Raw genomic sequence first — 20,661 nt, forward strand, 5'->3', positions numbered from 1 at the left:
TTGCAGGACGACATGGCTCCACTGGGTGTCTCCGAACTTGAACGGATTGGCTGACACCGGAATGTTGATCGTATTGTGCAAGTTCACGTTCAGATCGACGGCCGCGTTTATGTTCCCGGCAGCCCATCCGACGATATTGGTCGATACGGACGAGAACTGGGCATATGTCGTTGAGTATGCTGATATTAGGATGAAAAAGAGTAGAAAACGTTTCATTATAATCAACTGTTTTATGCGACAAATATATAGAAAATCAATTTATTAACGTGTATTTATGTATAATATGTTAAATAAATAAAATACATTATAACCATAAATTATGTATAAAATACAAGTATATAATGTGATATATTCTAATTTTGGCATTTATTTATTTTGATGTGTAATCAACTTATTATCTTGAATGATAATAATGTGAGCAGAACCGGTACTTTTCTGTTATTTTTTTCTACTTTTGCACAAAACGCTGGAAATATGATACAAATGACTTTCCCGGTTTCGGAAGAAGAGCACAGAAAATTTTTTACGTTGAAATATACTTTTATTCGTCAGGGTAACATAACCGTTTCGAATAGTGAGATTATGAGTAAGCTGCTTGAGGAATATATTGCAGCTCACAAAGACGAAATCGTGGAGATTCCTGATGCCGTGTATAAGAACTACGTGGAGAAAGGTCGGCGCACTGTGAAGAAACGGATGGCAACGATCGAGCGGAAGAGGCGTGATCTAAAGTAGCGGAATTCTTCCCTTCACAATTCAACATTTTCAGCCAGTGTAGGTACAGATAGCAATACGGCAGGGGATTCTGTTCCTTGCCGTTTTTCTTTACTCCATAGTGAAGGTGCGGGCCGGTGCTGCGGCCGGTGTTGCCGACCAACCCGATTACCTGACCGATATGGACAGTTCCATTGTCAGTGACCTTAATTTGGCTTAAATGTCCGTAAACCGTCGTGAATCCGTAGGCATGTGTTAGCTTGACGAATTTTCCGATTACTTTATTTTCTCCGACTTCCGCCACTGTGCCGTCGGCCGTAGCATATACCCGTTCGCCCAATATTCCCGGAAGGTCTACGCCTGAATGATGTTTGTATTCGTTCAGGATCGGGTGAAGCCGCTGGCCGTATGCTGAACTTACCGGGATATGGCGAAGATCCTCGGCCTGCAACGGCGAGATACAGGGTATCCGGGTGATTACCTTATTCGGCTGCATGAGGAGCATGATGGTTTTTTCGACCTGTTGATAGTTCGAAGCCATACTCAGCAACTTGTCGATTTTTGCTTGCCCGGAGGGAGTAAGCCCTGCGAACAAGGTGATTATGCAGAGATACACGATATTCATAGCTTCGTAAGTTTGCAACCCACAAATGTCGATCTGACAGCTTTCCCCGGAGTACCATCCTTTTTCAGCGGGTGATAGTAGTAGTGTATACTTCCGTCAGCCTTTTCGAGGTAGCAGCCGCAAATCATCCCGCATACACTTTTCCAGCCTATGTCGATATGGACATGATCGCCGTCCATATATTCGCGGTCATTGAGGTGCGCGGCATCGAGCTGCGCAATACGATTCTCCAGTTCTTTTCTCTGGCTCAGATATTCGCTATCAGTCATGGTTAATCGTTATTTTGTAAGTTGTATTTATCTGCAAGGAGTTCCAGGGCTTCCCAGATTACGCCCCGCATACATCCATGGTAGCCGGCCATCTTTAGGCGTTTGTCCAGGATGATTAGGTGTTGCTCGTCGAGGTCGATCGTGACCTTTTTCGCAAAGAGCGTTCTTTTTTTGCGGGAAATACCTTCCGTGGCAATAGCGTCTAATGACTTGAAAATGCTGTCTGATTTCATATCGCTCTTTATTTTTCAATACGCGGGCGTATTTCTTGGAAAAATGTCTCCATGTCGCAGGCCCCGTTGGATTTGGGGTCGTAATCGAATATTGAGATATGCTTGAGTTCGGCCTGCTTGAAGGCCTCGCATTGACGGATACGAGCTTCGCAGGTCTTGATGTCCAGACCATGCTCCTTAAGCATATCCTTCGCCGTTTTTACCGCTCTGGTGCGTTCGGACACCATCGTCAGCAGAATTCCCAGAATTTCAATATGTGGGTTGGCGCTCTCCTTGATCTCGTCGATGCGGTCTATGATGTTCCGGAGGCCATCGTACGCAAACTGCCCGGATGTAAGCGGAATCAAAACGTAATCTGCCGCCGTCAGTGCATTCGTTACTATCATATCGAGGGCCGGCGGGCAGTCGATTATACAGTAGTCATATAGTGCTGTAAAGCCACTGGACACGAGTTTGTTTCTCAGAACTGAATGCCAAGCCATTTGGCCGATCAACCTGAAGTTGATTGTGGCGGTTTCCATATCTGAAGAAATTATATGCAGGTTGTCGGAGATTGCATAAGGCTGGGGAATGGTCTTGCCGATGAACAGTTGGTAGATGTTTCTTTCGGACTGGGCGTTGAAGAAACGGGACAGGTTGGCCTGGTGATCCGTGTCGAGCAGGAGAACTCGCTTGTCCTCGGATGCGAGGCGGTGCGCCAGGTTGATCGCGGTTGTGGTCTTGCCAACCCCGCCTTTCAGATTTGTGATCGTGATCGTTTTCATAGTAAGCGGTTTTTGAAGGTTATTAAAAAAGATCTTGTTGTACTGCGAGTTTGCTGTATTTCTCCGTTTCGATGATGCGCTCCATGGTGCTGACATAGTATGCCTTTTTGTCGAGGACTTCGTCATTGCCGGCGATGTTGGCTATTAGCAGGTTATGCTTGCGCCAGACGTAATTGTAATTGCGGATATTGACTTTCCGCGTAAGCGCCAGCGCCGTAGCTCTCGTAATATGCATGGAATCAACCATTGTCGAGAGCATCTTATCCCGGAGTCGGTTATATTCGTCGTAACTGTTTTGTCGGTTGTTTGCCGAATAGATATTGAAGATCAAAAGGTAAGGATCTTGCTCGCCTTTCTTGAAACATTCAGCCAGACCGAACCAATGATTAGAGTTCCCTCGGAGTGCGTTTTCGGCCTCTTTGAGAATGCGGTTCCGAAAGTCGTAGTAGCGCCGGAATTTATTGCCGACACATAAGATCTTCCGGAGGGTAGAATAACTTACGACCCATTTGCCGGCATCTGCCGATCTGCAAATCTGCAAATAGATTTTGGTTGTATAGATATTCTTGAATTTTTCGAGGGAGCGCTGAAGCAATCTTGTAAAGCCGAACTGGGGAGTGACCATGCATGCAGCTACCTCGATCGGGAAGAAAAAATGTACCAATTCCCGGCGTTTGTTCTTCTCGTCCCGACTTATGGCTACATACGTGCAGAGCGGCCCCTTGCCATGTAGTGTTTTACGGAACTGATGTGACCATTTGGGGTAATCGACTTGGATAGTAGGCATGGCAATCAAAGCGGCCCGTAATTCTTCGTAATAATGTCGCAATACGCCGAAAGAGGCGAGGGGAAGTACGATCTCCACCTCGTTTCGTTCTTGGTATACGCTTACGCAGTCCATATTGGCGATTCCCGATGTTTTGTTCTTAATATTACCTTGGATTACCGGTTGGAGTAGTTCCGTGATTTTCAACAATGCCTGCAACTGGATGAATTTATAGTCGTAACGCATGTCGATAAAGAAATTCGGTTGTGTGAGCTTCGGTTGCTTTTTGATGTCGGCAGCCAATGTTTTCAGTTCTTCTTCGTCGAGCGCACAATCGTCGCTGACCACACAATACCCGATGTCTGTCTTTATCTTGTGATTCACGGCTTCGTCAATAGCGGTTATTTATGAGACGCTGCTTTCAGGTTAGAGCACTCCTTCGAGAGCGCATCGTATGTCTCGACCATCTGCATGATTGCCTTTTTGTATGATCGGGAGAAAGTTATTCCCTTGATAAGATTGAGAGTCGCTATCTCCTCTGGGGTGCTGAAGGTTATTGTGACCTTGTTCTGTGTGACGCAAGTTTTAGCAGCCATAACGCAATATTTTTTATTAATCTTTTGGAACCCATCTTCCATCAATATCTTGCTTGTACCTACACTCGTGGCGTTTCCACTCATAGTAAAGCGTGCCATCTGGGTTGTAGGCTTTGACCCATTCGATATTTCCATACTTGCTTTGAAGGGCGGATAATATTCCGCCGTTTTTGACCTGATTCTTACTGCAATTGTTCCAATATCTGACCTTGCAATTCGGGCAGTTATAGATGATTTTCTTGCCGTGGGTTGCGTTGTATTCGCAAGCCGGGCACAGACTTTTATACATGACCTTCACTGTCCTCTCGGCAGTGTCATAGGCTTTGTGTTTTCGATCCCGCTCCTTCATGTAGGCTCGGAACTCTTCGCGTGTCAGTGGTTTATTTCCGGGCATAGTTTCCTAAATTTTAAAAAGCAAGGGCGCTGAGAGGGCTTTCTGCAATGCGCCCTTGCTGCTCGAAGTAGATGTTTTGCTTGTTGGCCTTGTCATACATCGCTCGTGAGAACCTGTACTTACGACCAATGCGCGAATTGTGACCATCTACTTCGCTGCCCTCTGTAAGACCGTCACGGCGTTACCTTGAGGGCCAAGAGCTTTTCTCTTTTTTGCGGTCAGAGATTGATTTTGCTCCTGAATATGTATAAATTGAACTGTCTGTATCAAAGATTTGGGTCGCAATTTTTCATCCAGCTCATTTCGACGGTAGAGTATTTTCTCCCCGTTTGACATGGTTGTGCGGGTGTACTTCTGTATGTCGATTTGCTTGAGGTAGTAGTAGAATGTTCTGGGCGATATTCCACAGTATCGCGCAGCCTGTACGCCATTTAGGAATTCGAGCTGCTGGAGTTCCTTCATGGACATTTCGCTTCCGCGTTTGCGTTTACGTCGTTTGATAGTTTCCTGTGCCATGCTATTTTATCCTTACTATCGTGAAAGAATGATCTTCTTTACACGTTTTAGTTGAAAATTTTCTTCCGGGCCATTTTTTGAGAAATCTCTTGATCGCTTGGCGGGCGTTGGCTGCAGTATTGTCCACATTTTTGAAACTCACAGACGCATCAATGTCCAGATTCTTTAGGTAGTTCTCCCAGCTGGCTTTATGCGGAGTTCTGCAGAATGATGTTTTTTTACCCATTTTGCTTGGCTTTCAGTAGTTTTTATTATATCTTTACCCAGTTTATTGTGGTGCTTGAATGTAGTACGCATGTATCACAATGCAAAGTTGTAAAATATTTCGCCAAAATGCAAGAAAAAGAGCAAAAGATTTCGCCAATCAAGCAAAGAATTTTGCAATTTGCTGATAATCTTAATATTAGCAAACGCGAATTTTATGCGAAAATAGGCGTGTCTCGTGGTACACTGGAGTCAAAGACGGGTATTACTGAAGATGTGTTGGCGAAATTTATTGCAACATTCCCTGACGTGTCGATTGAATGGTTGATGCAGGGCAAGGGACGAATGAAAGTTGATAAAGAGGTCGTAGATAATGTTGCAACTGATACTACTGTGGGGATGATTCTTCATCGTGATGAACAGCTGATTCGAGAAAATGAACGGTTAAAAATTCATGTAGAAGAATTGGAGCGAAAATTAGGTCTGAATAATGCCCCCCCCCATGTAATAGACGCTCAATTAGCTGATATATAGAGGTTTGAATTGTTTAGATTATTGATATTATAAATACTTTTTTACTGTTGGTTTTGCAAAATAATTTCATATTATAGCTAACTTATAGGCTGATAGTTGGTTGTGCGGGGTGTGATAGATCGCCTTACAAGCAGAGGGTCGGGGGTTCGAATCCCTCAGCTCCCACAACTGAAAATCAGCCACTTACAGTAATGCAAGTGGCTTTTTTGTTCCGGGAGCATAGCTCAGTTGGTTTAGAGCGCCTGCTCGACAAGCAGGAGGTCAGCGGTTCAAATCCGCTTGTTCCCACCAATGAAAATCAGACAGTTGCAGAAATGCAGCTGTCTGATTTTTATGTGTGCTATTCTCGTGTATTTCAGCGTTTTTCAGCTGCCGGGTTAAGCCGGAAGTCAAACCGGGAAACTACTTGGCGACAACTGTGCGCATTCTGTGCTGCAAGTCAAAAATGCTTGCAAACGGAGCAGATCTGTTGATGACTCGGTGGTCAATGCGTTGGTTGTGGATGGCGAAGCCGTCTTGGAAAATGGAAATCGGTGAGGCGGGAAGGGGCGATCTGTTTTCCTCGGGTTGTCCCGGGAAAATAGCTATTCCGGGGTTTATGAGGCAGAAAAGATGGCAAAGGCGTTGTACCGAGCGGGAGCCGGTGCCTTATGCCATTCGAGACGCCTAAAACAACCCGATCTATCTCCTTCCCGAACTTTTATTCCGGCATAGTTGCAAATCTCATTTTTTTGATTTAAATTTATATGCGGAATAATACATAGTACTTAATAAATCCGGGTTCGTTTGCCGTCGATCGGTTGTCGTGCGATTGCAGCGGCCCGGAATGTTTTTATGGCGAGTGGATGGTTCCTGATTTATAATAGTATTGTGTAATATACCCGATTGCGTCACGATCTCACTGTAATAGCCTATGAAATTCATATCGGTACGAAGTACGTTGATATTTATCGTTTGTGCAGGTATCGCGATCTCTTCCCCGGCGCAATCCGGGGCAGCCCTGCCCTTGCCGCCGGATTCGGTTCGGGAGAGGGTTGCGAGCCGGACTCAGATTCAGCTCCGCCTGACGCTCGACAAGGCGATCTATTCGGCGCAAAACCATTCGATCGCCGCGATGGTCGCCAAATATACGTTTCTCTCCTCGTACTGGTCGTTCCGCTCCTACCAGGCGAGCCGGCTTCCGTCGCTCAACCTGAGCGGCGAGGTGCTGAGTTTCGACCGTTCGCTGCGCCTGTTGCAGGATTACGACACCGGAGAGATGCGTTATCTGGAGAACTACAACCTGCAAAACACACTGGGACTCGCCATCCAGCAGAATATCACCCTGACGGGCGGCACCCTCAGGCTCTATTCGTCGCTCAACCGCCTCGACCAGTTCGCCCCCAAGGAATCGAAATCCTATTATTCGCAGCCTATCACGCTTTCCTATACCCAGCCGCTCTTTGCCTACAACAGCTTCAGGTGGAACAAGAAGATCGCCCCGAAAGAGTACGAACTGGCCAAACGCACCTACATCGAAGCCATGGAGGACATCACGGTGCAGGCCGTGAGTTACTATTTCAGCTTGCTGCTGAGCAAAACCAGGCATACCATCGCCGTCAAGAACTACGGCAATACCAAATCCCTCTATTCCATCGCCGAAGAGCGGTTGAAACTGGGGAGCATCACCAACGACGAGCTGCTCCAGTTGCAATTGCGCATGCTCAACGACAGCCTGGCGATCAACGACACGGCACTGGCCGTCCGCGAACAGCGTATGCGGTTCAACTCTTACCTGCGTTACAGCGAGAACGTCGATATAGACCCGGTGTTAGACGACCGTATCCCCGCCATCGAGGTCGACTATGCGACCGTACTGGACAAGGCCCTGGAAAATTCGTCGTTCAATGCCAGCAACCAACTGCGGACGCTCAATGCCGAGGCGGGCATCGCCAAGGCCAAGGCCGAACGGGGCGCTACGGCTACGATAAATGCCCGGTTCGGATTGTCCCAGACCGGCGAGGAGTTCCGGACGGCCTATTCGAACCTGCTCGACCAGGAGGTCATCGGACTCCAGTTTTCCATCCCGCTTTTCGACTGGGGCATGGGCAAGGGGCGCGTCCGTATGGCCAAGGCGCGGGCCGACATGGTACGCAACCAGATCGAGCAGGACGAAACCGATTACCGGCACACAATCTATACGCTCATCGAACAATTCCATAACCAGCGGAACCAGTGCGTCGTGGCCGCCCGGGCACGGGAGGTCGCTGAAAGCCGCTATGCCATCGCGATGGAGAATTTCAGGCGGGGGACGGTGTCCGTTACGGACATGAATACGGCGCAGACCGAAAAAGACCAGGCCAGCCAGACCTACGTGTCGGCACTGGCCGATTTCTGGAGCTACTATTACTCGCTGCGCCGCAAGACCCTTTACGACTTCATTTCCCACACTGATATCGGCGCCGAGTTCGACCGCCTCATTGAAGAATAACCCTTGCCATGAAACAATACTACCCCTATTTGCTTTGTGCGGTGCTCCTTGCGGGCTGCGGCAAAACGAAGAACGAAAAGACGGATGCGGCACAGGATCGCATGCAGCACCGCATCGAACGCAACGAAGTCACGGTGGATACGCTGCAAAGGCGCGACTTCATGCGGGAGCTGATCAGCAACGGACGGCTGGGAGCCTCGAAGCGCAGCACGCTCTCCTTCGAGGTTTCGGGAACCATCGCGGCGATAGCTGCGAAGAACGGTTCCCGCGTAGGCGCCGGGGAGCCGATCGCCCGCATCGACACGAGCGACTATGCCCTTCAGCTGCATAAGGCGCGGCTGGCGTTGGACAAGGCGCGGCTGGGGTTTTACGATGTGTTGGTCGGGCTGGGCTATCAGGCCGGCGACACGGTCACCCCTCCGGCCGAAGTCGTGCAGCTGGCACGCATCCGCTCGGGGTATGCCGATGCCACGGCATCGTTGCTCAGCGCCCGCCGCAGCCTGGCTCACTGTACCCTGCGGGCTCCCTTTGCGGGAAAGGTCGCCGATGTGGAACAGCAGGTCTATGAGAAATCGAAAGGCGAATTCTGCACCCTGCTGGACGACAGCCGGCTGGACGTCCGCTTCTCTGTCCTCGAATCCGAATACGGGTTGCTCCGTCCGGGGCAGGAGATCGGCGTCAGCCCGTTCGCCGACCTGCGCAAGGAGGTGAAAGGACGCATTACGGCGATCAACCCTTCGATCGATGTGCACGGACAGGTGCAGGTCGATGCCGAAGTGGTCAACGACGGCACGCTGGCCGACGGGATGAACGTCCGGGTGGCGGTGCGGCAAAAGGTGCCCGGGCAACTGGTCGTGCCGAAGAGCGCGGTGGTCATCCGCGACAATCTCGAAGTGCTGTTCCGCTACAAGGACGGCCGGGCGCAATGGACTTACGTACATACCTCGCTGGCCAACAGTCGGGAGTATGTGGTCGAAGCGAATCTGGACCGCGGAGCGGAACTCAACCCCGGCGACCTGGTGATCGTTTCGGGGAACCTGAATCTGGCCGACGGCTCGGAGGTCTCGCTCGGCGGGAAACAATAACACCGCACCCATGTTACGCAAACTCCTCGACCGGCCTATCGCCGTGACGATGATCGCCGTCGTCCTGCTCATCCTGGGCATCGTCAGCAGCCGCCTGCTGCCGGTGTCGCTCGTGCCGGATGTCGACGCGCCGTATATCACGGTGCAGATCCCCGCGCAGGGGCTTTCGGCCCGGCAGCTGGATGAAACCGTCATCACCCCGCTGCGGCAGCAACTCATCCAGTTGTCGCAGTTGACCGACCTGCGCAGCGAGGCCCGCGAAGGAAGCGGCATTATCCACCTGACCTTCGAGCAGGGCTCGGACATCGACTACCTGTTCATCGAGGTGAACGAGAAGATCGACCGTTCGACGACTTCCCTGCCCCGCGATGTGGAGCGCCCGAAGGTAATCAAGGCGAGCGTCACCGACATCCCGGCCTTCTACATCAACCTCACCGTACGGGGGGATCAACCGGCCGGGCACCGGGACGAACTGCATCCCGTATCCGACCGGTTCGCGGCGCTGAGCCGTTTTGCCTCGCAGGTCATCACCAAGCGCATCGAGCAGTTGCCCGAGGTGGCCATGGTCGACCTGAGCGGCACCGTTGCCCCGGAACTGCTGGTTATCCCCGACGAGGCGAAACTCCGCCAGGCGGGCATCACCATCGCCGCCGTCGAGGGGGCGTTGCGCCGGGCGAACGTAACCCTGGGGAGCCTTGCCATCCGGGACGGGGAATACCAGTACAACGTGAAATTCCGGTCGGCGATAAACGGAAGGAAGGATATAGAGGATATTTTTCTGAAAATCAACGGCCGGTTGTTCCGCCTCAAGGAACTGGCTGCGGTCGTCGAGCATCCCCGCAAACGGCAGGGCATGGTGTTTTCGGACGGCCGCAACGCCGTGTCGCTGGCGGTCGTCAAGCAGGCGGACGCCCGGATGTCGAAGCTCAAGGACGAGCTCGACAAGCAACTCCGGCAGTTCCGTTACGACTATCCGGACGTGGAATTCACCGTCACGCGCGACCAGACCGAACTGCTCGATTATTCGATCTCGAATCTGGTGAACAACATCATCACGGGGGCATTGCTGGCCTGCGTCATCATCTTCTTTTTCATGCGCGACATGAAGTCGCCGATGCTGGTGATCCTGACCATTCCCGTGACGCTGATTGTCTCGATCCTGGTTTTCTACCTGCTGCATATCTCGATCAACATCATCTCCCTGTCGGGACTGGTGCTGGGCATCGGTATGATGGTCGACAATTCGATCATCGTCATCGACAACATCACGGCCCGCTGGATACGCGGGGAGCAGCTGGCCGGTGCCGTCACGCAGGGCACCAAGGAAGTCATGGTTCCCATGCTGTCGTCCGTGCTGACGACCTGCGCGGTATTCGTCCCGCTGATCTTCCTCAACGGCATGGCGGGGGCGCTCTTCTACGACCAGGCGATGGCCGTAGCCATCACGCTGTTCGTCGCCTACGGGGTCTCCGTCACACTGTTGCCGGTTTATTACCGCTGGTGGTACAGCCGGCAGCAGGCCTTCCGGCCTACGCCGTGGCTCGCGTTCTTCTCCTTCGACCGGATCATCGACAGGTACGACGTCATCCTGAAATGGTTTTTCCGCCGTCGCGGGCTGATGTGGGGCATTTATGTCGTCGCGGTACTGGGGCTGGCGGGACTCTTTTGGGTGATCGACAAGGAACGGCTGCCGGCGATGACTTACAGCGACATGTTAGTCCGCATCGATTGGAACGACCGCATCTCGGCCGAGGAGAACGCCCGCAGGACGGAAAACCTCGTCGCCTCGCTGGGGGATCGCATCCTTCAATCCACGGTCATGGCGGGCGTCCAGCAGTTCGTCCTTTCGCATACCGAGGAGAACGGGGTAGCCGAGGCCACGGTTTACCTCAAGTGCCATGAACCGGACGACGTGGCACCCGTTCAGGATGCCATCCGCGGCTATCTGGCGGCGAACGCCCCTGCGGCCCGCTGTTCGTTCGGCGTTTCGGGCAACGTATTCGACATGATCTTCGCCGAGCGTGAAGCCGTGCTTACCGCACGCCTGCGTTCGACGACCGGGAGCAGTGCCGACCCGGAACAGTTGCAACGGCTGCTCGGCCGCATACGGGATGCGCTGCCGGGGCAGGAAATCCCGCCGGTCGCCATGCAGGAGGACATTCTCTACATCGCACAGCCCGACCGGATGGCGTTGTACGGCGTGACCTACAACGACCTCATAGCCGCGCTGCGCAATGCGCTCAACGAGAATACGCTTTTCACGGTTACCACGGGCGACGAATCGTTGCCGGTGGTGATCGGCAACGACCTGCGCAGCCTGGACGATCTGCTCGGCAATACGTTCATCCATACCCCCGAGGCTGAAATCCCGGTCGGCATCCTGATGCGCCAGACAATGACCCGCGACCTGAAACATGTCGTGGCCGGGGCCGAGGGTAACTATTACCCGCTCGACCTCGCGCCCCGGGCCAAGGATGTCCCGGCCGTCATCGGCACGATCCGGGGCTGTGTGGCGGAGGACGAACATTTCGAGGTGAGCTTTAGCGGCAGCTATTTCTCGAACCGCGGCATGGTGGGGCAGCTTGCCGGGGTGCTTGCCGTCGCCCTGCTGCTGCTGTTCTTCATCCTGGCCGCACAATTCGAATCGCTCGTCCAGCCATGGATCATCCTCTCGGAGATCGTCATCGACCTCTTCGGGGCACTCGTCGTCCTCTGGGCATTCGGGCAGACGCTGAACCTGATGTCGATGATCGGACTGATCGTGGTTTGCGGCATCGTGATCAACGACTCGATCCTCAAGATCGACACGATCAATACGCTGCGGCGTCAGGGCATGGGGCTCAAGCATGCCATCATGGAGGCCGGGCGGAGGCGCCTGAAAGCCATCGTCATGACCTCGCTCACGACGATCCTGGCCGTAGCGCCGTTCCTGTCGCACGGCGACATGGGCTCCGACCTGCAACTCCCGATGTCGCTGACCATCATCAGCGGAATGATTGTGGGTACGCTGGTGAGCGTATTCTTCATCCCGCTGGCTTATTACGAGATTTACCGACCCCGCCGATGAACGTCCCGCGACCCATACCCCCGTCGCGGAGGGGCATCCCCGCATTTTCGGTGCTGCTGATCATGGCGGCGCTGGCGGTCATCGGGGCGGCCATGCTGCCCATGCTCAATATCCAGTATACGCCGTCGGAAGCCGGGCGAAGGATCGACATCTATTTCTCCTGGCCGGACGCCTCGGCGCGCCTGATCGAGCAGAGCGCCACCTCGCGTATCGAAGGCGCCATGTCGACCGTCGCGGGGTGCGAGAACGTCTCCTCCCGCTCGGCCAAGGGCTACGGCAATATCTCGGTCGCATTCCGTAAGGGAACGGACATGGAAGCCGCCCGTTTCGAAGTCGCGTCGGCGATCCGGAATCTCTATGGCAAGTTGCCGCAGGAAATTTCCTATCCCTATATTTCGCTCGCCACCTCCGGCAGCCGCGAATCCGAGACGCTGGTCTATACGATCAAGGCCGACCTGCCCTCCGAACGCATCGAAGAGTATGTGAAGGCCCACGTCTCGACCCCGCTGTCGCAGGTCGAGGGGGTCGGGCGGGTCGTGCTGTCGGGTGTCACCCCCTTCGAATGGGTCGTCACGTTCCTCCCCAAGGCAATGGAGGCCGCCGGGATCACGGCCTCGGATCTTGCCCTGGCATTCCAGAATTATTTCCGCAGCGACGTGATCGGTATGACGGCGCTCCCGCAAGCCGACGGCAGCGAGCGGAGCATCGTGCTGAAGCTCCGAAACCGTGCCGGGCTCGATTTCGGGGAGATTCCCGTCGCGCGCCGCAACGGCCGCATCTACTACCTGCGCGATTTCGCCACGGCGCGCTGGCGCGAAGCGCTCCCGACGAGCTATTTCCGCATCAACGGCCTCAATACGATCAACCTCTCGGTGGTCGGCGATCCGCACACGAATATCCTGAAGGTCGCCTCTTCGGTCAAGGCGGAGATGCAGCGCCTTCAAGCCTCCTTCCCGGACGAATTGTCCGCGACGCTGACCTACGACGCTTCGCAGTACGTCTCGGGGGAACTGCATAAAATCTACGTCCGCGCGCTGCTCTGCGTCGCCATCCTGCTGTTGTTCGTCTATCTGGTCAGCCGGGATTTCCGCTATCTGCTGATCATCATGGCGACGCTCGTGGTCAATATCCTGGTCGCCGTGGTCTTTTACAACCTGCTCCGGCTGGATATCCATATTTATACGCTCGCCGGGATCACGGTCTCGCTGGGGATCATCATCGACACGTCGATCATCATGGTCGATCATTACAGCTACTACCGCGACCGGCGGATATTCGTTTCCATCCTCGGGGCGCTGCTGACGACGATCGGCGCGTTGGGAATCGTCTGGCTGCTGCCTGAGGAGCAGCAGGCCAACCTGACCGACTTTTCACTGGTGATCGTCGTCAACCTGGTCGTATCCCTGCTCGTCGCGCTGCTGTTCATCCCGTCGTTGCTCGATAAGTTTCCGCTGGGGCGCAGCATGACGGGTGCGTCCGTGCGCCGCCGGAGGCTCGTCGTGCGGTTTTCACGCGGGTACGGGTGGTTTATCGCCTGGGGACGCAGGCACCGCTGGATCTTCGTTGTGGCGCTGGTATGGGGGTTCGGCATCCCGACGTTCCTGCTGCCCGACAAGATCGCCGAAAGCAAGGACAGGGAGCTCTCCGTATGGGCCGAAGCCTACAACGGCATCATGGGGAGCCAGGCCGTTTCCGAACACCGTCCCGTGATCGACAAAGTCTTCGGGTCGTCGCTGCACCTGTTCCGCACCGCGACCAACCGGTACGATAATTTCCGCACGCCGGAGCAGAAACGCCTCTATGTCAGCGCGGGAATGGCCGAAGGGTGTACCGTCCAGCAGCTCAACGAGGTCGTGCGGCATATGGAAAACTACATCAGCCGTTTCGATCAGGTCGACATGTTCCGCACGCGCATCACCTCCTACGATAACGCACAGATCGAGATCACGTTCAAACCCGAATTCGAATACGGCCCGTTCCCGGCGATGCTCAAACAGGAGCTTACCTCCGCGGCGATCAACTTCGGCGGCGCGACCTGGTACATCCGGGGCATCGACGACAACACGTTCAACAACAACGTCGTCAACAACTACCGTTCGAACCAGTTCCGGCTCAAAGGCTACAATTACGACCAGCTCTCGGCCTATGCCGACGCGCTGATCGATACCCTGTCCCGGAACCGCCGCGTCTCCAATCCCGAGATCATGGACGGCAACGCATGGTCGCTGCCCCACAACGAATTCAACATCCGCTACGACGACGAACGAATCGCCGCCGCGGGGCTCGACGTGGCCGATTATTACGGGATGCTCAGTACGATGCTTTTCAGATCGCGGCTGTCGCCGGTTTACAATGGCGAGGAACTCCAGCAGGTCGTGCTCGAATCGGGTGACCGCGACCGTTTCGACCGCTGGCATGTGGCCAATGCCCAGGTACGCATCGACTCGCGGCAGACGAAACTCGCGGCGGTCGGATCCATCGAAAAACAGCGCACGGGCGTCTCCATCAGCCGCGACAGGCAGTCGTATCAGATATTGGTCGGGTACGATTTCATCGGGTCGTACGAACTTGGGAGGCGGCTGATCGAACGTACCGTCAAGCAATTCAACGAGGAGATTCTGCCCATCGGTTTTCGGGTCGATTCGCCGTCGTCCGGGTTCTGGCAGGAGGAGAAACAACTGCAGGTGTGGCTCATACTGCTGGTCGTCGCGATAATATATACCATGTGCGCCGTCATCTTCGAATCCCTGCGCAAACCCGTCGTCATCATCCTGATGATCCCCGTCTCGTTCATCGGGGTGTTCCTCACGTTCGGCTGGTCGGATTTCGTCTTCGACCAGGGCGGGTTCGCCGCTTTCGTCCTGCTGTGCGGTATTGTGGTCAACGCCGGCATCTACCTGATCAACGAGCAGAACAACTGGGCCGATGTTTCGCACCAGCATGGGATCCGGCTCTACCTGAAGGCGTATAACCACAAGATCATTCCCATCATGCTCACCATCCTGTCGACCGTGCTGGGCCTGGTGCCGTTCCTGTACGACGGCCCGGAGGAGGTTTTCTGGTTCGCATTCGCCATGGCCGCCATCAGCGGGACGTTGTTCTCGATCGTGGCCCTGGTCGTCTATCTGCCGGTTTTCCTGCCGATGCGGCGTAAAACCTGCAACCTGCCATGACGCGGTGCCCACATCCGCTCCTGCGTTATCCGCTGGCGTTTCTGTTCGTGGTCGCCGCCTGGTTCCTGCTGGTTCCTGCGCTCGACATGCCCGTGCAGGAGTTGCAGGGGAATGTCCTCCTGTCGCTACGGGCGACCGCGGCCCTGACAGCCCTGGCGGCCTGTTACTATCTGTGCTACCTGCCCCGCCTGTATGTGAACCGTACGGATATGTATGCGATCTTGTTCCTGGGCTGGGTTACGGCAGGCAGGTTCCTGTGGCCCGGGTTGGCTTCGGCGGTCAGGTATGACGAGTTGCTGCAGGCCGCGATGCTCTACGCCGCCTTGCGGATCATCTTTACGGCCGAGCGGCGGACAATGACACTCCTGCTCATGCTTTTATGCGTACTGGGCATTTATGAAGCATGGGTCGGCATCCGTCAGATCTACGGGTTCGCGCAGTCCAACCACGGGCTGTTCAGAATAACCGGCACGCTTTTCAACCCGGGCCCGTATGCGGGGTTCATCGCCCCCGTATTCGTGTGTGCCGCGGCCTGTGTCGCCAGATACCGGTTTGCCGAACGGGCGTTGCGAACGTGGGGCTCGCTGCGGCGCCTGCGTGCCGGAGTCCTGCTGTGGGGCGTGGCGCCTTACCTGCTCGGCTGGGTTGCGGCGCTGATGACGGTCGTCGTCCTTCCGGCGTCGATGAGCAGGGCCGCGCTGGTCGCCGCCGCCGTGGGCTGCGGGGCCTTGGCATTCCGCGTGTGGAATGTCCGGGGACGCTTCCGGTACGTTTACCGTGCGCATCCGTTGCGCGTGGGGGTACTTTCGGGGCTGGCTGTGCTGCTCCTCGCGGGCATCGGGGCCGGGGCATACCATATCAAGCGCCCTTCGGCCGAGGGACGCCTGCTGATGTGGAAGATCGACACGCGGATCATGCTCCGCCATCCGCTCTGCGGGGGCGGGATCGGAAATTTCGCAGGCGCGTTCGGCGAAGAACAGGCACGTTACTTCGCCTCGGAAGAGCGTCCGAAAGCCGAAACTCAGGTCGCCGGATGCCCCGAGGCGGGATTCAACGAATTCCTGCAGACCGGGGCGGAAACTGGGGCAGTAGGCCTTGTGTTGCTGTTGCTGATAACGGGAAGCGCAATCGTGAGCCAGCTCAGGCGCGGGGCGCCCTTCGGTTACGGGCTGCTGGCAGCGGCAGTTTTCGCCTGCTTCTCCTATCCGTGGGGCGTGTTGCCATTGCGGCTGCTGTTCGTCGTATTGCTTGCCGGGACGTGCTCGAAACGGGTTGTCCCGATCCCCGGGCGGGGGCATGTCGTCGTGTTGCTGGCACTTGCGGGATGTCTCGTATGCTGGACGGGATTGTACAGCCGCTATGCCCGTCGTGTGGAAGCCCGGCGGCAATGGAGCGAGATCCGCATCTGGCCGAATTCCGGACGGTACGACTACCTGGTCGAAGACGGGCCCCGTTACCACGACGCTCTGCAGGGCGACTTTCGGTTTTTATACGACTACGGCTATGCGCTGCACAAAACGGGCAGCTACCGGCAAAGCAATGAAATCCTGCGTGAGGGGATGCGGATCAGCAGCGACCCGATGTTCTGGAATATCGCGGGGCGAAATTACGAAATGTTGGGGGATGTCGCGGCTGCCGAGCTGGCCTATCTCCATGCGCACCGTATGATCCCGGATCGGGTTTACCCGCTTTACCTGCTTGCGAAACTCTACCTTGCGGATGGGCAGACGGAAAAGGCGTTCGCCACGGCATGCCGGGTCATTGCGCATAAGCCCAAGGTCGAATCGGTACAGACGCGGGAGATGCAGGCAGAACTGCGCAAATTGTTGGAAATGCCCCCTTCGGGCGAAATACGGGAGTAATATGCGACGGGTTTTCAACTATATCTTTTGGGTATCCGCAAGTGCCTGCATGCTTTTCGCGGGATGGCTGCTCGTGCGGATTTTCTGCTGCGACCAGTTCGTCGTCCCGTCGGAGTCGATGATGCCGGCCTTGTTGCCCGGGGATCGGATCCTGGTCAATAAACTGCTTGCCGGGAGCCGCATTTACAGCAAACTCGAGTTCCGGCAGGATGTTCCGCTCCGTTCGTTCCGCATGCCCGGCCTCAGAGGGGTGCGTGTCAATGACGTGGTGGTCTTTAATGCCCCGCACGGGTACGACCGGGATCGCATAGAGTTCCGGATCAACTATGTCTATGCCAAACGTTGTGTCGGGATGCCCGGCGACAGCATTGCCATCCGGAACGGATATTTCTGTAATAATCGTTACAAGGGGGTTATCGGCGATGCCGTGCAGCAGGGACGGCTGGCTGCGATTCCGGATTCGTTGTTGCCGCCCAACGTACTGCGCGCCTTGCCTTTCGATGACCGGCGCTACGGGTGGACGATCAAAAATATGGGACCTCTATATATTCCCCGTGCCGGCGACAGGGTCGAACTCGACTCACTGAATTATGAGCTGTACCGACTTGTCGTGGAATATGAGACAGGCGGGGCGCTGACCTGCGACGGGAACCTCCTGCGGCTCGACGGCGAGGCGATCTCGACCTATGAATTCCGGGAAAACTATTATTTCTTCTGCGGCGACAATGTAATCAATTCTAAGGATTGCCGCTATTTAGGCTTTGTTCCCGAGGAGTTCATCATCGGTGTGGCCTGCCGCATTACCTATTCCGAAGATCCCCTCACCGGGGTGGAACGTCCCGGGCGATGGTGGAAGGCGGTCGAATGAACCGACGGGCGGATCATTCCTTGATTGTCAACTCTTCGGCGCGGAGTTTTGGGACGTAATGCGTGCCGTTTTCGCGGTAATAGGTGTGGCTGTCGCTGGGGCCTATGGGCACCAATTCGATCTTTTCGATGCCTTTGCCGACGGCGAGGATCAGCAGCGGTTCGTAGGCCAGGTGGAATTCCTGTTTGATCCGCTCCTTGTCGAATGCGCCGATGCAGATGCCGTTCAGGCCGATCTCCGCTGCCTGGAGCAGCATGCTCTGGGCCGAGATGCCCAAATCCATGTCGACGTAGCGGTTCTCTTCGACCGTCGAGCAGATGATGATAAAGGCATTCGGCTCGGTACCCGGAAAGGGCAGGCGGAGTGCGGGCAGGGCTCCGCCAAGGCGGATGTGCGGCAGGACTTTGTGGGCTTCGTCCGCCAGCACGGGGCGGAACCGGAGCACTTGCTGGTTGCGCGCCGAGGGGATCCTGGTATTTACCTCGATCATGCGCCGGAGCTGATCCTCGCGTACGACGAACCCGGTGTCGTAACCGCGGTGGCTGCGGTTTTTCAGCAGTAACCGTCCCAATGTCGCCAGCGGCCTGCGGTTGCTCTGCCCCGATGCCTTGCGGGCCATGTACTCTTCCATTTTTCTGCCTAAATAATCGTCTGCCATTTTTGCCCCTCCGTTTGTGACGTGAGGCAAAGATACGAAAAATAGCCTGGAAACGGTTGCTGTGCCGGCAATCTTTTTCCGGGAATTCGGCCGCTTCCCCTCCTTCATGTGTGCGGTTCCCTGTTCTCTTTGCGTGCTTCGCCTTCCTCCTTTTTCATACGGTCCCTCCGTTTCTTATCCGGTGCCCCCTCCCTCCCTGTGTAAATAAAAAGCGGGCAGCCACAGGGCTGCCCGCTCGATAGATGCGGCCGGGAGGGTCAATAACCCTCGGCTTCGGTGAAATCGTTGCTCTCGTTGAAGCGCGTCTGCGTGTAGGCATGGTTGAAACTGTCGGTCGCACGAACCACGATGCCGGTCGCTTCGGGATTTTTCAGCTTGCACTGGTATTGGTGGTAGCAGGGGCTGGTGCCGCTTTCCACCGGATGTTTCTTGACCCCGATGTGGTAGCCGCGGATCCAGCGGTCGCCGTAGTTCTGCGCCATCGCCGTCATGGCGCTCCACGTCTTGCCGCCGTCTTCGGACAGTTCGACTTTCCAGGTCGTGCCGTCCATCCCGGAAGTGAAGACGTTGGCTACGACCACGTCCGCCCCGACATCGTATTTGTAGGTCGCATAGGGGCCTGCGAACTCGGCGTTGCCGCGATAGAGCCGTATCTGGTAGTCGTCGGCGCGCTGCGAGGCCTTGAAATAGGTGTCGATGATTTTCGTGCCGTCGATCTCGTAGACCATGAACCCGTTGGGCGTGCCGTCGCCTCCGCATGTCGAACGCCAGAAATAACCGCACGTGCCGCCGTGAATGCGTTCGAAAATATTGTGCGAACGCATGTGGTAAGGCTGGAAATAGTGCGTATGGGCGCACATCAGGGTGGGGTTCTTATACCTGGAGATCATGTCGAGCACCTTTTTGCGGTTGAGGTAGCCCGTGTTGTCGCGCAGCGGGATGTGGTAGTAGAGGATTACCATTTTATCCGTCGGGACGAAGCTCAGGTCTTTCTCCAGCCATGCCACCTGCTCGTCGGTGAAACCGCCCGTGTATTCCGTGCCGGTGAAGATGATGTTGTCCATCGCTATGAAATGCACGTCGCCGCGGTTGAACGAGTACCAGCGCGGCCCGAGCACGTCGCGGTAGGTGTCGCCCGTATAGTCCACCGAACTCTTGTCGTGGTTGCCGATCGTGGTGAAGAACGGGACGCCCGTTTCACCGAAGGCGCGTTTCATCGAGGTGAAGGTCTGGGCGTCGCCTTTACCCAGGATGTCGCCCAGAGCGATGCCGACCTGCGGGATCGAGTATTTCGCGCTGATCTTTTTCACATCGGGTACGGCTTCCGTGCGGAACCGCTGGATATGGTCGCTGTTGTCGGGCTGCGGGTCTCCCAGCCCGAAGAGCAGGAACCGTTTGTCGCTTTGGGTGAGTTTGGTGAGCGTGAAGTCCGCCCGGTAGGGTTTCGAACTGCTTCCGGTGACGGAGTTGGCTGCCTGGTAGGCACCCTGGTAGGAGCCGAAGTTCGCCTGTGCCGGGATTTCGTAGCCCGAAGGTACCGAAATGAATACGTGCTTGGCGCTGGGGTCGCGCACGATCTGGTAGACGCCCTTCTTGTCGCTCGCCACGACGCTGTACCCGTCGCTCACGACGACCCCTTCGAGGGGGTTGCCCTCCTTGTCGCTTACCAGTCCGTAGAGGGTGATGCCCTTGTCGGGCGTGATCTCCGTCGTGCCGTTTCCGTTGCCGTCGTCGGGCTTGGGGAGCTCGGTGAGCATTTTGTCGTCTCCCTCGCACGCCATCATCGTTGCGGCTATCAGGGCCGTGAGCGCGAGGCTGAGCGTCCTGCGGAGCCGTGTGAAGATTGAATCGTTTTTCATAGTC

General features: G+C 55.5%; 17 protein-coding genes and 1 tRNA gene. 8 read left to right on the plus strand and 10 right to left on the minus strand.

Going from position 1 to position 20,661, the window contains the following annotated elements; translation table 11 throughout:
• The 8 genes from B3C38_RS05570 to B3C38_RS05605 form a co-directional block, all read right to left on the minus strand.
• On the minus strand, positions 1–216 hold a 216-nt coding region (locus B3C38_RS05570), incomplete at its 3' end, for a DUF3575 domain-containing protein (RefSeq protein WP_286726141.1).
• Between the two features lie 364 nt (positions 217–580).
• On the minus strand, positions 581–1,339 hold the full coding sequence (locus B3C38_RS05575) for a M23 family metallopeptidase (RefSeq protein WP_022043622.1): 759 nt from the start codon (positions 1,337–1,339) through the stop codon (positions 581–583).
• Positions 1,336–1,608, minus strand: a complete 273-nt coding sequence (locus tag B3C38_RS05580; RefSeq protein ID WP_130065654.1) for a hypothetical protein — start codon at positions 1,606–1,608, stop codon at positions 1,336–1,338. Before B3C38_RS05580 ends, B3C38_RS05575 begins: the two co-directional genes overlap by 4 nt.
• A gap of 2 nt (positions 1,609–1,610) precedes the next feature.
• Positions 1,611–1,841, minus strand: coding sequence for a hypothetical protein (locus tag B3C38_RS05585; protein WP_014774736.1), 231 nt, complete (start codon positions 1,839–1,841; stop codon positions 1,611–1,613).
• Between the two features lie 8 nt (positions 1,842–1,849).
• Complete coding sequence (locus B3C38_RS05590) at positions 1,850–2,605, minus strand: ParA family protein (RefSeq protein ID WP_193759117.1); 756 nt, start codon at positions 2,603–2,605, stop codon at positions 1,850–1,852.
• A 22-nt stretch (positions 2,606–2,627) separates the two neighbouring features.
• On the minus strand, positions 2,628–3,755 hold the full coding sequence (locus tag B3C38_RS05595; protein ID WP_014774734.1) for a RepB family plasmid replication initiator protein: 1,128 nt from the start codon (positions 3,753–3,755) through the stop codon (positions 2,628–2,630).
• Positions 3,756–3,983: 228 nt separating this feature from the next.
• Positions 3,984–4,361 (minus strand): hypothetical protein, encoded by a 378-nt coding sequence (locus B3C38_RS05600; protein ID WP_286726144.1) that lies wholly within the window; start codon positions 4,359–4,361, stop codon positions 3,984–3,986.
• 147 nt (positions 4,362–4,508) lie between these two features.
• Positions 4,509–4,877 carry a DNA-binding protein gene (locus B3C38_RS05605; protein WP_022331882.1) on the minus strand — a complete coding sequence of 123 codons (369 nt, stop codon included), beginning with the start codon at positions 4,875–4,877 and terminating at the stop codon, positions 4,509–4,511.
• Positions 4,878–5,210: 333 nt separating this feature from the next.
• Between B3C38_RS05605 and B3C38_RS05610 the strand changes: the two genes are divergently transcribed.
• The 8 genes from B3C38_RS05610 to lepB all read left to right on the plus strand — a co-directional run bounded on the left by B3C38_RS05610 (position 5,211) and on the right by lepB (position 18,140).
• On the plus strand, positions 5,211–5,615 hold the full coding sequence (locus B3C38_RS05610) for a helix-turn-helix domain-containing protein (RefSeq protein WP_217728892.1): 405 nt from the start codon (positions 5,211–5,213) through the stop codon (positions 5,613–5,615).
• A 213-nt stretch (positions 5,616–5,828) separates the two neighbouring features.
• Positions 5,829–5,906: transfer RNA gene (locus B3C38_RS05615), tRNA-Val, on the plus strand.
• 622 nt (positions 5,907–6,528) lie between these two features.
• On the plus strand, positions 6,529–8,085 hold the full coding sequence (locus tag B3C38_RS05620) for a TolC family protein (protein ID WP_256166281.1): 1,557 nt from the start codon (positions 6,529–6,531) through the stop codon (positions 8,083–8,085).
• 8 nt (positions 8,086–8,093) lie between these two features.
• Positions 8,094–9,170, plus strand: coding sequence for an efflux RND transporter periplasmic adaptor subunit (locus B3C38_RS05625; protein ID WP_022331886.1), 1,077 nt, complete (start codon positions 8,094–8,096; stop codon positions 9,168–9,170).
• Positions 9,171–9,180: 10 nt separating this feature from the next.
• A complete protein-coding gene (locus tag B3C38_RS05630) occupies positions 9,181–12,237 on the plus strand; it encodes an efflux RND transporter permease subunit (protein WP_286726146.1) in 3,057 nt (1,018 codons plus the stop codon).
• Positions 12,234–15,410 (plus strand): efflux RND transporter permease subunit, encoded by a 3,177-nt coding sequence (locus B3C38_RS05635; protein WP_286726147.1) that lies wholly within the window; start codon positions 12,234–12,236, stop codon positions 15,408–15,410. The genes B3C38_RS05630 and B3C38_RS05635 overlap by 4 nt, the downstream gene beginning before the upstream one ends.
• Positions 15,407–17,272 (plus strand): O-antigen ligase family protein, encoded by a 1,866-nt coding sequence (locus B3C38_RS05640; RefSeq protein ID WP_256166283.1) that lies wholly within the window; start codon positions 15,407–15,409, stop codon positions 17,270–17,272. The genes B3C38_RS05635 and B3C38_RS05640 overlap by 4 nt, the downstream gene beginning before the upstream one ends.
• A 1-nt stretch (position 17,273) precedes the next feature.
• Entirely contained in the window at positions 17,274–18,140 is an 867-nt protein-coding gene (gene lepB / locus B3C38_RS05645; RefSeq protein ID WP_022331891.1) for a signal peptidase I, read from the plus strand.
• Positions 18,141–18,153: 13 nt separating this feature from the next.
• On the opposite strand, the gene B3C38_RS05650 is transcribed toward lepB, so the two are convergent.
• The gene (locus B3C38_RS05650) at positions 18,154–18,798 is read right to left on the minus strand and encodes a nitroreductase family protein (protein WP_055202876.1); all 645 of its coding nucleotides are present in this window, start codon (positions 18,796–18,798) and stop codon (positions 18,154–18,156) included.
• A gap of 257 nt (positions 18,799–19,055) precedes the next feature.
• Entirely contained in the window at positions 19,056–20,657 is a 1,602-nt protein-coding gene (locus B3C38_RS05655) for a calcineurin-like phosphoesterase C-terminal domain-containing protein (protein WP_022331893.1), read from the minus strand.
• Positions 20,658–20,661 lie beyond the last annotated feature (4 nt).

The sequence above is a fragment of the Alistipes sp. UBA1686 genome (assembly GCF_002320215.1).
In the GTDB taxonomy this organism is placed as follows: domain Bacteria; phylum Bacteroidota; class Bacteroidia; order Bacteroidales; family Rikenellaceae; genus Alistipes; species Alistipes onderdonkii.

Bases quoted from the DNA above. Each gene is read 5' to 3' on its own strand.
- lepB (WP_022331891.1), top strand. From the start codon at position 17,274: ATGCGACGGGTTTTCAACTATATCTTTTGGGTATCCGCAAGTGCCTGC.
- B3C38_RS05590 (WP_193759117.1), bottom strand. From the start codon at position 2,605: ATGAAAACGATCACGATCACAAATCTGAAAGGCGGGGTTGGCAAGACC.
- B3C38_RS05620 (WP_256166281.1), top strand. From the start codon at position 6,529: ATGAAATTCATATCGGTACGAAGTACGTTGATATTTATCGTTTGTGCA.
- B3C38_RS05600 (WP_286726144.1), bottom strand. From the start codon at position 4,361: ATGCCCGGAAATAAACCACTGACACGCGAAGAGTTCCGAGCCTACATG.
- B3C38_RS05625 (WP_022331886.1), top strand. From the start codon at position 8,094: ATGAAACAATACTACCCCTATTTGCTTTGTGCGGTGCTCCTTGCGGGC.
- B3C38_RS05575 (WP_022043622.1), bottom strand. From the start codon at position 1,339: ATGAATATCGTGTATCTCTGCATAATCACCTTGTTCGCAGGGCTTACT.
- B3C38_RS05605 (WP_022331882.1), bottom strand. From the start codon at position 4,877: ATGGCACAGGAAACTATCAAACGACGTAAACGCAAACGCGGAAGCGAA.
- B3C38_RS05640 (WP_256166283.1), top strand. From the start codon at position 15,407: ATGACGCGGTGCCCACATCCGCTCCTGCGTTATCCGCTGGCGTTTCTG.
- B3C38_RS05635 (WP_286726147.1), top strand. From the start codon at position 12,234: ATGAACGTCCCGCGACCCATACCCCCGTCGCGGAGGGGCATCCCCGCA.
- B3C38_RS05585 (WP_014774736.1), bottom strand. From the start codon at position 1,841: ATGAAATCAGACAGCATTTTCAAGTCATTAGACGCTATTGCCACGGAA.
- B3C38_RS05650 (WP_055202876.1), bottom strand. From the start codon at position 18,798: ATGGCAGACGATTATTTAGGCAGAAAAATGGAAGAGTACATGGCCCGC.
- B3C38_RS05630 (WP_286726146.1), top strand. From the start codon at position 9,181: ATGTTACGCAAACTCCTCGACCGGCCTATCGCCGTGACGATGATCGCC.
- B3C38_RS05610 (WP_217728892.1), top strand. From the start codon at position 5,211: ATGCAAGAAAAAGAGCAAAAGATTTCGCCAATCAAGCAAAGAATTTTG.
- B3C38_RS05580 (WP_130065654.1), bottom strand. From the start codon at position 1,608: ATGACTGATAGCGAATATCTGAGCCAGAGAAAAGAACTGGAGAATCGT.
- B3C38_RS05655 (WP_022331893.1), bottom strand. From the start codon at position 20,657: ATGAAAAACGATTCAATCTTCACACGGCTCCGCAGGACGCTCAGCCTC.